General features: G+C 44.9%; 9 protein-coding genes and 1 pseudogene. 1 reads left to right on the top strand and 9 read right to left on the bottom strand.

What is annotated here, in order from left to right; genetic code table 11:
• Nucleotides 1-63: 63 nt before the first annotated feature.
• From O3S68_RS14185 to O3S68_RS14155, 7 genes and pseudogenes are all read right to left on the bottom strand, one after another.
• Nucleotides 64-288 (bottom strand): DUF2345 domain-containing protein, encoded by a 225-nt coding sequence (locus tag O3S68_RS14185; protein ID WP_331275951.1) that lies wholly within the window; start codon nt 286-288, stop codon nt 64-66.
• A 211-nt stretch (nt 289-499) separates the two neighbouring features.
• A complete protein-coding gene (locus O3S68_RS14180; RefSeq protein WP_045512228.1) occupies nt 500-1,237 on the bottom strand; it encodes a hypothetical protein in 738 nt (245 codons plus the stop codon).
• Nucleotides 1,221-1,676 carry a hypothetical protein gene (locus tag O3S68_RS14175; RefSeq protein WP_269231772.1) on the bottom strand — a complete coding sequence of 152 codons (456 nt, stop codon included), beginning with the start codon at nt 1,674-1,676 and terminating at the stop codon, nt 1,221-1,223. The genes O3S68_RS14180 and O3S68_RS14175 overlap by 17 nt, the downstream gene beginning before the upstream one ends.
• Before the next feature lie 56 nt (nt 1,677-1,732).
• Nucleotides 1,733-2,542, bottom strand: a complete 810-nt coding sequence (locus tag O3S68_RS14170; protein WP_269231771.1) for a hypothetical protein — start codon at nt 2,540-2,542, stop codon at nt 1,733-1,735.
• A 33-nt stretch (nt 2,543-2,575) separates the two neighbouring features.
• Nucleotides 2,576-3,061, bottom strand: coding sequence for a DUF4123 domain-containing protein (locus O3S68_RS14165; RefSeq protein ID WP_269231770.1), 486 nt, complete (start codon nt 3,059-3,061; stop codon nt 2,576-2,578).
• Between the two features lie 2 nt (nt 3,062-3,063).
• A pseudogene (locus O3S68_RS14160) lies at nt 3,064-4,206 on the bottom strand (DUF2345 domain-containing protein); the annotation flags it as partial.
• Nucleotides 4,197-5,705 carry a condensation domain-containing protein gene (locus O3S68_RS14155; protein ID WP_269231769.1) on the bottom strand — a complete coding sequence of 503 codons (1,509 nt, stop codon included), beginning with the start codon at nt 5,703-5,705 and terminating at the stop codon, nt 4,197-4,199. The gene O3S68_RS14155 and the pseudogene O3S68_RS14160, both read right to left, overlap by 10 nt.
• Before the next feature lie 810 nt (nt 5,706-6,515).
• Between O3S68_RS14155 and O3S68_RS14150 the strand changes: the two genes are divergently transcribed.
• Nucleotides 6,516-7,229, top strand: a complete 714-nt coding sequence (locus O3S68_RS14150; RefSeq protein WP_269231768.1) for a 4'-phosphopantetheinyl transferase family protein — start codon at nt 6,516-6,518, stop codon at nt 7,227-7,229.
• Nucleotides 7,230-7,291: 62 nt separating this feature from the next.
• Here O3S68_RS14150 and O3S68_RS14145 read toward each other — a convergent pair whose 3' ends face one another.
• On the bottom strand, nt 7,292-11,056 hold the full coding sequence (locus O3S68_RS14145) for a two-partner secretion domain-containing protein (RefSeq protein ID WP_442913153.1): 3,765 nt from the start codon (nt 11,054-11,056) through the stop codon (nt 7,292-7,294).
• A 682-nt stretch (nt 11,057-11,738) separates the two neighbouring features.
• Entirely contained in the window at nt 11,739-12,770 is a 1,032-nt protein-coding gene (gene pstS, locus O3S68_RS14140) for a phosphate ABC transporter substrate-binding protein PstS (protein WP_370447820.1), read from the bottom strand.
• Nucleotides 12,771-13,067: the final 297 nt, after the last annotated feature.

The following is a 13,067-nucleotide window of genomic DNA, read 5'->3' as shown; positions in this document are numbered from 1 at the left end:
GGTAACGGAAAAGTCCCTTCGATTTCACTCATAGAACTCCTGCAATATCCCGCCCCATCAAATTTATTTCTGTGCCTGGAGCTGCACCGGACCTTCGCTGGCGTTCAGCGTCAGTGAACCCGTTCGTGCGAACAGACCGACACCTTCTCCGGCCAGAATTGCCATATTCCCCATCGCACCGCTGCTGAAATATCCACACACATTCACTGCCACATTATGACCGGCAGCCAGTTGTATATATTCGCTGCTGGTGAAGGCCACGCCTTGTGGGTCATGGAAATGAATCATCCCGTTCAGCGGTTTCAGGCGATGGTCGAACAACGCTTTCTGGCTGGCAATATCGGCTTCAAGTGCCTGCGTCTGCTCTGCGGCGGTGGCCAGCCGTAAGTATCGCAGGTATGGGGTCTGGCGTATCTACAGGTATTTATAGCCGGGCATCAACTCGGTAGCGTAGCTGAATAGCAGGCTTATTAAGCCGAACAACATGGGATTGATTTAATCAAGTCACCATTGCGTCTATATACTTCGTTAAAAATTCTTTTGCCTTGTAAATTAAAAACTGATCGTCGCCACCCGTTTCTTCAGAGAAAAAGCCTTCATACAAATGAAAGCAATCTGATTGAAATTTATATCCCACAACAAACATTACAAGAACAAACACGGCACGAGAACCTAAATTAAGATAGTATGTATCCGGATTCTCAAGCCCAAGACATATGAGCTCTTTTACTTTATCACAACCCAAATATCTACACTTTTGTGGATAAAGATCATTTAACAAGTCAAATATTTGATCACTGAAATTAATGTTACTAAAGCCATCAAATTTTTCATTCGCAAGCTTATTTTTAAAACCTAAAATATGTAAATTATTCTCTCCCATAACATCTTTTAAATATCCATTAAACTTATCATATATCTGTAGAGATCTTTCTAATTCTGTGCCTGATGAATATTGCTCATTTACAGAGCTAAAACAAGAATACATTGGATCGGTGTCAAACCCATAACCAAGCACTATCGCCATGTCAATATATAATTGCAGAGGGCCACGTTGCGTTATGTTTAATTCCTTAGCTTTGTTAATTAATTTTGCAAGACTAATCTTTAATTTTTTCGCACCTAATTCATTATAAATAAAAGGGAATATCTCTTTGTAATGTTCCGACAACTCATTGGCGAAAGCATTTTTAGAATAAAAATCCAGTAAAACTAATTGATCAGTGCTTATCTTCATCCAAATTTTCACCAGTAATAATTAATTTTGTTGATGAGATGAATTCACCCACATTTGTCCTTTCTGAATCATACACATTGGTTAGAACGGAAAAAACCGCGACAACATCAACAGAGCCAGCAACAATAAAGGAAGATATTTCCGCATCTAAAATAGCCCATTTAAATGATACACTTCCATTAACTGGAATATATGTCATTTCTTTCTTTAAATCCCAATTAGCAATATTTGGTCTCAAGGGCATGCTTTTTTTTGTTCGACGATCAATGAGTTCAACACCAGGTCCAGTTTTTTCTATGAACTTCAGGGGGATATAAAATCCTTTTGAACTAATATTTTTGATAGTAACAACAACAGGGATCTCTCTTTCATTATTGTAAACACATTCCTCTTGTCTTTCACAATTTGTACTGATAATGAAGTAGTTATTTTCAATCATTTCAAACCCTTTTGAGTATAAGGCTGGAGAAAAAATACAAATAAAAAACACCAGTACTATATTATGTCGCATTCAATTTTTCTTCCTAAACCTGGCTCATTAAGTAAATCTCTTGCTTCAATAGCAATGAGCCAACCATGCCTTTTCAATATAGTAGTATTTCCGTACGCAGCCATAATTGTCGACGACGGTTCTGCCGGATTCCCGCCATTATAGGGAACCGAAAATGGCGCATCAAGCTTGCCATCAGGCTTGTAGTAAACAACCTGGTCTTTTTTCTGTACGCCTGCTTTATAACCATACTCATCTGGTAACCCAAAACAATGTCCAAACTCATGAGCATAAACCCAAGACCCTGTATCTGTAGACACGTCAAGAAACTTCCCAGTAACCCCCTCACGATTATATTGTTTATGAATTCTAAAAACATAATGTTCATTTGACGCTACAAACTCCACTTTGAATTCTATTGGGAATATTTTAACTCCACATTTAGGATCTATCGTTTTTAAAGAAAACTTATTATCCCAATTTTCTTTAATACCTTTTATTAAGGATTTTTTTGATTTCTCAATAATAGTTTCGTCTACACCTTTATCTGGCTCAATCTTCAATCGTATTTCCACACTAACTTTCTTTAAAGTTTTACAGTAAATTGTTAATTTATATTGTCTCGTACCAAAATTATATTCATACGATTTACCTTCAGCGTTTAACTGATCTGAATACCTTTTTACAGGATTCACCTTAATTTCTTTGGCATAGTCTTTACTCCAGCAAGATGTACAAGGTAAAGTCGCACTGATGGCTGGGTCCTCGCACCGTGCTACTTCTGAGGGGCTTTGAACCCTCACTTTCACTCCCATAAACAATCCTCTATTGCGAAACCAACGAAAAAATTATTTTATAAAATAATCCTCACCGTTATATTTACAGCCCCAGCTTATGATTGACATTAAAAACACATCTAATTGTTTGTCTGTTAAAACCTCTGGCAGAAAGATAAGAATCCGAGGATCATAATACCGCAGCATTGCCACCTGATTATTTGGCATAATTACTTCCAGACTATTTTTCAAATGAAAAAAGAGATCATCAAAAGATGACGAACTTAAAATCCAGGAAACAGAAGGGTATTTCAACTCTAAATTATTTAATATGGAAAAAAGATCATTATCAATACTCTCCAAAGCCAATAGCCAAGGTCCTGCAAATGCGAGACATCTATCCTCCCAACTATCAAATAAAGGCATGACACCATTGCGTTTAAATAATTCTATTGTGCAGAAACGATCATACTGAGCACCATCCACAAGAGCATATATTTTTCTTTTATCGCTTTCATTTTGTATTTCTTTCAGACGGTCTACTATTGAATGCTTCATTATTATTCTCCCTTAATTAGTATCGGCGCACCATTTTCTGCTGCTTCAAGAAGACAACTCAAACATATGCCACTTTGGCTAAACGAAGGCATCATTCCGCTCAAGGATGCTGGTGCTGTCAGATACGTCCGCTTTATCCTCCGCGTATAGGTCATATCCGTGCCGTACTCTATCTTCCCGTTGTCGATGACGAGATAGCTGCCGCCGCCGATCAGCGTCACCTTCTTCTTACCGGCGAACAGTATGTCGCTCGCTGATATCAGGCTCAGCTTTTGTTCTGCGGATAAGTGCATTGCGCCGTTCTGTGCCTGGATCTGCACCGGACCTTCGCTGGCGTTCAGCATCAGTGAACCCGTTCGAGCGAACAGACCGACACCTTCTCCGGCCAGAATTGCCGCATTCCCCATCGCTCCGCTGCTGAAATCTCCCCCCGCGTTCACTGCCACATTCTGACCTGCAGCCAGTTGCAGATGTTCGCCGCTGGTGAAGGCCACGCCTTGTGGGCCATGGAAATGAATCATCCCGTTCAGCGGTTTCAGTCGCTGGTCGAACATCGCTTTCTGGCTGGCAATATCGGCTTCAAGTGCCTGCGCCTGCTCTGCGGCAGCAGCCAGAGCTTTCAGTTGCTGTTGGCAGACGTCGATTTCTTTCAGCGCCGTTTCCATGTCCAGCACCTCCCCCACCGCCTTCTGCTGACCGTCAGCGGTGATAAACAGCCCTTTCGCCACGCGGATGACGCCGTATTCATCCGTTCTGAGTTCAAAACCGGAGCCCCGCTGTTTGCTCTGCTCATCAGAGATATGGCCCTGGTTGAGCTGTGTGCCGCCGAATGGCGTAGTGAGTGCAATATGTTCCTGCCCACGCAGGTCTTCCATTCGTAGCTCGTTGCCTGCTGCCGTGCGCAGGATGTTCTGGCTGCGGTTATCGCGGGTGACGATGTCCTGATGTTCTGAATCGTGGAAGGCGTAGGCAATATACGGGCGGTCGATATCACCGTCTTCATAGGCAATTCCAACTTCCGTGCCGTCAGTCAGCGGCGTGTGCCAGCCGTAAGTGTCGCCGGAACAGGGCTTCGCCTGGCGTATCCACAGGTAGTTGTAGCCCGGCTCCGCATCTTCACGGCTGAAGTCCATCTTCACCCGGTAGCCTGTGGCGAGCGACGGACTTGTGCTTCAAACATTTCGTGGACTAATAGGTTAGAAGCGCCACTTTCTATAGCATGAGCAGGCTGCAGCAGTTGCTGGCGCTCATATGGCGATAAAACCGGCAGGAGAGACACTGGCGTATCAACATTCTGCAACGCGCCTTCCAGTAATACAGCAAGGCGAGATTGCATAACCTGAATATCGGCAGGTGTGAAATAGTCGAGGGAATAATTAAACTCAACGCAGACCGATTTGCTCTGTTTATTATTGCTGGTGATGGCGTACTGATTAATGGTTATCGCTAAAGGATATTGCGCCCGGTGATGAGGTTTGATGGTTTGTATTGTCGCCCCTTCCAGATGAATGTTAACGTCGTAAGGTTCATAGGATAACGACATATCAAATACATTCGCCCTGTCGGTATGTTGCTGTTTTTTTATTCTCCGGTTAATTTCCGCAATCGGCAGCCGCTGGTGTTTATAGCAAATACGTAATTCATCGGCTGCTTTTTGCATTACATCATAAAAGGAATCCTTCTCCGTTAATCTAATGCGAACCGGGATAACAGAGGCATACATTCCCACCGCCGCTTTTTGTCGGGCATTTTTTCGATTATGGAGTGGGATACCAAAAACAATATCATCAACGTTTTTTACTCTTTTAAAATAACAGGCAAAAAGGGCATACATGAAATGCAATACGGACAACCCATATAAAGAAGCCGCCTGTTCAATGCGCTGAAAAAGGCTTTCCTCAAACATCCAGCTTACAGGCTCAGGCAGATATGATGCCGGAGTCCGCGCTGTCATCAAAGGCTGGAATAATTGCGGCGGCAATGCCGTATATCGCTCAAGCCAAAAAGCCTGGTCTTTGATGCACTGCTTCGCCCCCAGATAAGCCGCGTCACTGGCCACAAAATCGGCATAGGATAACGATGCGCTTTCAGATAAATGCTCCCCGCGAATAAGACGACTATAATTTTCGCTCAACTCTGCATTAAGCAGGCTCAGGCTCGTTCCATCGGCAATAATATGGTGACAGCACAGTTGCCAATACCAGCGGTTATTGCCGGCATAGATTAATGCGCTGCGCCATAACCTTTCAGCCAAATTAAATGGCTGCGTAAAGTTTAAATTCACATACTGTTCAGCTTCATTTATTGGATTATCCGTTGCCGAAAAATCCTTAAATTCCATTAAGGGCAAAGCGGAAGAGTCAAAATATTGTGCTGGCGACGTACCGGCAACCATACGCAGACGAAATGCATCATGCCGCTTAATGACGGAATCAAACGCTTTAACTATGATATCGGGAACGATATTGCCATCAATGATCATCACGCTCCCTATATTGTAATTTGTTAATTCAGGATTCAGCGTCTGAGCGAACCAAATCGCTTGCTGATCTGAACTCAATGGAAATGGCGACGCTGGAAACGCTGTACACTCTTCCGCCACCCATGCACTGTCTAAAAATCTATTATTGGGAGATATGTCCATATATTCCAACCTAATTAATGAAAGCCAAATCGTCGTAATTAATTGACAGCACACTTATTTCCGCAAAACAGGGCACCATCAAATAATATTCCTGATGAATGTTTTATCCTTAAATGAACGGCTAATTATCCACTGTCCCCCTGGATGCTTTGTCGTCAACGCCGTGAACCGTATGAGGTAAAACTGAATGTGTCTTAACGACAATCCTATCAATTAGTGTAACCGTCCACTCTTAACACCAGATATAGCCATTTTAAAAAAGTACGTAATAATACCGGGGGAAATCATTACGTAAGATTGACATCATATAAAATACACCATAAATCAGTCCCATCCGCTCACTCATGGCGTTATTCCCTTGATATTAAACGATCTGTAGCGAGTAATAACCCTTGCAGTTAACAATAATAAATACCTTTTGCGTCTTTATGGCAAGAAAATATATCACCTTGACAGCACTTCATTGATATATACAGCACCATACGCTTGATAATAAAGATGTTATTATTTTTAATTTGACAAAAAAACCGTTTCACATTTACGTTTATCACTGCAACGAAAAATTCCGAGAAGAGTTTATTTTATTATTCCGCACAATTATTCATGTAATGGATAGATAAACCACAATATAAAAGAAACCCTTGATGTTGATGAATGGTAATAGTGTGATTTCCTCAAGATGATTCTCCACCATCGCATTCCTGTTACGAAAGAAATAGGTGACGACGACACCACCTGCGGTACACTGATTGCGTTTGCTGACAACACGTTTACCGATGTACTTAATCGTTAACTTAATGATAGATAAATATGTTTACCCCACAACTACGTCATTCCACTTCTGCTTTCGTGATGCAGTCAGAAACTGGGTGCATCACGCAATTCCCTGCAATAGCTTACTGTAAGGTCACATTCGACGCGGCCTCTTACCGGGATGCCCTTTTTAGCGAATATGGCATCCCTTTTCCTTCGGTGCTTGATAAAACGGTAGTAAAACGGCGCGCGGAGTACCTTGCGGCTCGCTATGCCGCCGGACAATTATTACAAAATGCCGGCTGTGATGGTCATGTGGGTACGTCTTCAGGCCGGGAGCCCGTCTGGCCTGCGGGCTGGTGCGGCAGCCTTTCTCATACCAGTGGTCACGCTATTGCGATTATTGCGCCCCGTAACGCAGGGTTAACGCCAGGCATTGATATTGAAATGTTCGACGCAAAGACCATGAGGGAGACGGCGGAGATGTTCACCAGCCCTGAGGAACGGCGATTACTTGCCGCCTGTGGCTTAGCGTATGAAACGGCGTTGCTGATACTGTTTTCCGCCAAAGAGAGTCTGTTTAAGGCGCTCTATCCTGAGGTGAAATGTTTTTTCGGTTTTGAAGCGGCGCGAATCTGTCGTATCGATACTTCGGTACATAGCATTACCCTTGAGCTAACGCAGCCGCTGACGCCTGAGCGCAGACAAGGATGCCAGTTTACTGGTCTGTATCTTATCGCGGAAAATCATGTGATTACGCTGATCGCGTAAGGCAGTGGGCGGGTATCAAATCAGGAAAGGCAGCAGCGATTGCCGCTGCCTTTTGTTGCGACTTACAGACCCACAATGGTGCCGGTATTGGTGAGCGTATTCGATTCGAGATCAAGGCCGTAAAAACCGCCCAGAACCGCGTCTTTACCGCTGTTGGTGACTTTATTTGCGGTCACTTTCGCGGTGCCATAACTCAGCATATTGAGATAGTTATACACGTTACCGTCTGTTTTCACGGTTAATGCATAATCGCTGACAATATTGCCTCGGTTATTAATATCGTTTACCGCATTAATCCCAATGCTTTGCCCAAGCATATTACTGTTGCTGTTGTTGATAACATGCCGTTGGGTAGTGAGGGTAAGGCTGGTTCCCGCCAGGATATCTTTGAAGTTCTCGATACCGTTCAGGGCATTAATCGCCAGCGCGTGATCAGCGGCGATGGTGTTGCGGTTATACAGCACACCTTTCAGCACGCTGAAATTCACATCGCCTTTACCGCTGATCCAGCCATAGTTGGTAGTGCTGTTATCCACGCTCAGGTTCAGGTTCTTATCCGAAGCGATAACGCCTGTCGCTGTTCCATCTTCCAGCTTACCGTTGCTGTAGTTTTGCAGCGAAGCGGCGCTGATATCAAGATTGCCTGCACTGTAGGTCATCGCATAGTTATTGTAGAAAGTACCGGCGACCTTAATCAGGGCATTGGCGCCACTCATTAGCATCGCTCGGGTATTATCAAACGTTCCTCTGGACAACAGACTCAACGGACCATTTTCGGCAATCATGCTGCTGTTGTTGTTGTAGATGTTCTGCCCGGAAAGCGACATTCCAGTTTTACCAACCATACCGCCCACATCACTCGCTACGCCGAAATACTCACTGTTGCTACGGCCAAAGTTATTGCCATCACGGTTTTCGATACTGCCGGCAGCATTGATGGTGAGTGACTTATTTGCCGCAATCAGCGCCGTGTTGTTATAGACACTTGATCGGGAATCAATGGAGATGTTCTCACCTGCGATTAACCCATTGTTATTATCCACCGAGTTAGCAACCAGCTTGATATCACCCACCAACGAGGTTACTGAACCCCGGTAGTTATCGAAATTGCCCGCCATGATAAGGTCAATATTTGTACCGCCAGCAATCTGTCCATAATCATTACGTAACCAGTTCCCGCTAATTCCGACATCGCCAGCAGAGATAATCTTACCGCTATAGTTATCAACCGTTCCTTTTGCCGTCACATTTACATCACCCGTCAGGGAGCGCAGCGTACCGCGGTTATTACCTACATTACTATTAGAGGTAATTGTCAGATCACCTCCAGCCTCAATAAGGGAATTATTGTTGGTAACGTTGTTTGCGGTAATAGAGATATCACCACCACCCAGCATATAGAGGTAGTTATACAGATTACCTTTGGTCACAACGCTAATATCGCCATCGCTAACAATATTACCGCGGTTATTAATATCGTTTACCGCGTTAATCGTTATCCCGTTACCGACCATATTGCTGTTGTTGTTATTTGTCACATGACGCTGCGAATCCAGCGTCAGGCTGCCACCTGCGGAGATATCTTTAATGTTCTCGATACCGTTCAGGGCCTTGATCGCGAGTGACTTATCAGCGGCAATGGTATTGCGGTTATAAAACGCCCCTTTCACAACATTCAGCGCCACTGCGCCTTTACCACTGATCCAGCCGTAGTTAGTGAAATTGTTGTCGACATTAAGCGTAATATCTTTATCTGAGGTGATAAAACCTGTGGCGTTATTATCGATAAGCGTACCGTTGCTGTAGTTTTCCAGGGAAACGGTATCGAGTGTGAGGTTGCCTCCACTGTAAATCGTTGCGTAGTTATTGTAGAAAGCCCCGCCAGTTTTAATGGCGGTATCAGCCCCGCTGACCATCAGCGCACGCGTGTTATCAATGTTCCCTTTCGCCTGCAGGCTCATTGCCCCATTTTCTGCAATGATGCGACTGTTATTGTTGTAAATATTCTGCCCGGAAATCTCAACGCCGCCTTTACCGATCAAGCCACCGATCTGTTGCGGCATGCCGAAATAGACGCCAAAGTCATTGCCAAAGCTATTACCATCGCGGTTATCAACATTCCCGCCTGCATGGATGGTCAGTTTTTTACTGGCTAATACCAGTGAGCGGGTGGCGTTTACTCCGGCTTTCGCGTCGATGGCGATATTTTGCCCCAACATGAAACCGCCGTGAGTATCTACCGCATTCGCACTCAGTGAGATATCACCTTCTTCCGCACTCACAACGCCAACATAGTTGCTCAGGTTACCGTTGACCGAGACCTCCACGCCTTTCTTGCCGCCGATACCACCGTAGTCATTACGATAGGAGTCGCCCTTCACAATCACTTTGCTATTGGAAAGAAGATTGCCGGAATCGTTATTGACCAGCCCCTTGCTGTTTAGCGAAACATCGCCATTTGATGCGATCTGACCACCGCTGTTATTGATGCTATTAGCATTGATCTCCACACTGGTATCGCCCGCGATGCCTAAGGAGTCGGAACTGACGGTATCCGCTGTTTTGGTGCTACTGTTGTTAACCGCGCCACCGGCAGCGATTTTGATATGGCCGCCAGCAGAGCGGATTAAACCTTTGTTGTTATCGATGTTGCCAAGGCTGGCAATATCCATGTCGCCTGATGTTTCCAGAATACCGCTATTGTTGTTAATCGCGCCGGTATCCAGCCCCAGATAGCCGCCATGTATCTGGCCGTTACTGTTATTTAACGTACCGGTTTTTAAGGTGACAATCCCCGCTTCAATGCCGACATTGTTCCCTTTACCGGCATTGGTAAAGGTATTGTTATTGGTATCGACAGCCAGCATACCGCTGGCGGCAATTTTGCCGTTGGTGTTATCAAATGCGCCGCTATTAACGTAGATATCTGCCGTAGTGGAAATCGTACCTGAACGGGCATTAACAATTGCGTTCTTATTGGTATCGAGATAAATAGCACCAGCAGAAGTAATAACGCCCGTAGTGTTATCCAACTTGCCGTTGGTATTAATCTTTGTTGAACCGATCGATTGAATCTGCGCATTACTGTTCAGTAGCTGGCCATTGGCATCAATGCTGATGCCGCCAGTACCACCGGCAATAACCCCCTGGTTACGCACACCGACGCCGCTTTCGGTACTGATAAGATTAATTTTGTTCGCGTACATACCGCCAACTTGCGCAACGTCAACGCTATAGCTGTTACGTGAACCTGACGCAGTGACAGTGCCGGTCACCTGGCCGTCTGTATTAACGTAGTTATTACCCGCAACAATATTCAGTTCGTCAGCGGTAACTTTCCCGCTAAGCACTACATTGCGTGACAGAATTTCAGTTGGACTGGCGTTATCCAGTTTACTGATAGTAACGGTGCCGCCATTTACGGAATAACCCGCGAGTTTGTCGTTCTGAATATCTGGCGTACCGGTGGTCAGCGTGAGTTTATCGGTATTGATCGTACCGCCACCATTAACCGTAATGCCATTGGGGTTGGCGATAATCAACGCGGCTTTATCTCCCGCCACTTCCATCATGCCGTTGATTATCGATGCATTTTTGGATGTGACTTCATTGAGAATAACTTTTGCCGACCCGGATGCCAGATTGCTGTTACCCTGGATGGCGCCGCCCAATACTGTATTGGATGCTGAACCGCTGTTATTAAAAATAACACCGTTTTTATCGACGTTCAGGTTGTCCCAGACATTATGTGACAGGCCATTGCTGTTAGGCTTATTAATATCCACGACCGGCACGCCATTCGCATTATATAGCGTGCCATTTTTCATATTTAAACCAGCGGAATACGCAGCAGCAGGTAATGCCAATATCATTGCTACCGTCAACGGGGCCAACTGAGTTCTCACAAGGCGTTGAACTTTCTTTTCCGGATTAATCACGCTTTTGCTTCCCTTTAATTAACTTTCAGAACCAATTTGAAATAAAACGTTCTCGACCTTGCTTCATGAACCAGGATTGTATTTTATTTATTCGAACAAATTCACCGGTAAACAACACTATGGATACCAGTTCGGAATAAAAGTGGAAACCTGGCACCTCGCAAGAAATCTGAATTTCTATAAAGCCTGTGAAAGCAAAAGCATCAGGATTGAATAGAACAGTACCCGCAAGCAGGGGAATAAAACAAGGCCGCGTGAGAAAATAACAGGGGTTGAGAACCAGAACAATACACGACACTTCAAAATCAGAGGATTCAGCTAGCGTGTCGGGTGATAAATAAACATTCAACGCGCATCATTTAGAATATTTTTAAAAGCATTAAGAGAATGGAAATATCGATACAGAACTGTCTTTTAAGCCAATATAAGAAACGTCAATATTATTAACCTCCTTAATACAACTCTTCATCGATTAACTTAATAAAATAAACAACGTTACGTAAGAAAATAGCTGCGGGCTAATAAAAAAAACCCGGTAGCGTACCGGGTTTATTTTTAAGAGATAGTGAGATTAGAACAGCGGTTTACCAGAAGCGTCCTGTACATTGGCTTTCCATGCAGCGCGAACCTGAGCGGTAACGGAATCCGGCAGAGGCGCGTAATCCAGATCGCTGGCGATGGTGTTGCCATTTTTGTAAGACCAGTCGAAGAATTTCAGCACTTCGGCGCCTTTCGCTGCATCATCCTGTTTTTTATACACCAGGATAAAGGTAGTGGACGAAATCGGCCATGCATCTTTGCCTTTCTGGAAAGTGAGATCCTGAGCGAACGATTTGCTCCAGTCTGCCCCTTTGGCACTGTTGCTGAAACTCTGCTGCGACGGCTCAACCACTTTGCCATCGGCGTCAAACAGCTTTGTCCAGGTCAGGTTGTTCTGCTTAGCGTAGGCGTATTCAACATAGCCAATGGAGCCCGGCAGACGCTGCACAAACGCGGCAACACCATCGTTACCTTTGCCGCCTAAGCCAACCGGCCAGTTCACCGTTGAGCCTTTACCCACTTTGCTTGCCCAGTCAGCATTCACTTTTGATAAATAGCTGGTGAAAACAAAAGAGGTGCCGGAACCATCTGCGCGGCGCACCACGTTAATATTCGTATCCGGCAGTTTGACTTTCGGGTTCAGTTTGGTGATTTCCGGGTCGTTCCACTTTTTAACGTTGCCCAGATAGATATCGCCCAGCGTTTTACCGTCCAGCGTCAGTTCGCCGGATTTTACGCCAGGGATATTAACCGCCAGCACCACGCCGCCAATGACGGTCGGGAACTGAAACAGGCCGTTTTTCGCCAGATCATCATCACTCATCGGGGCATCGGAAGCGCCGAAATCCACGGTTTTCGCAATAATCTGTTTGATGCCACCGGAAGAACCGATCCCCTGGTAGTTCACCTGAGATCCTGTCTGTTTCTGGTATTCAGCTGCCCATTTTGCATACACAGGCGCCGGGAAAGTACCACCAGCACCCGTCACATTCGTTGCCGCGAAAACAGTAGTCGTAGAAAGTGCAAGAGCAGCAGCCATCAGGCGAACTGACGCATTAAGCATTGCCATAGTCTCTCCGAATCGAAATAGTGATTAAATTTTTGAATAATATTAAGAGCCACGGCAGCATAGAGCGAATTTATGACAATTTTGTGTCAACGGTGAAAAATAAAAAAAGGCGGCACAACAAGCAAAAAAAGACCTCCGGATCGCAATCGGGAGGTCTAAGCAAACCTTATAAAGGTGAATTAACCTAACGGTTAAAATTTGCAACTCTGCGCGCTCTGAAGGAACGCACTGAGTTACAGTAGCCACGGCTATTAAACACGAAAACCGCAGCCCTCATATGACAGATATGCA

This window comes from Kosakonia sp. SOY2 (genome assembly GCF_027109175.1).
Lineage (GTDB): Bacteria > Pseudomonadota > Gammaproteobacteria > Enterobacterales > Enterobacteriaceae > Kosakonia.
Note: the sequence above shows the minus strand (reverse complement) of the source record. Positions and strands in the feature narration are given on the sequence as shown.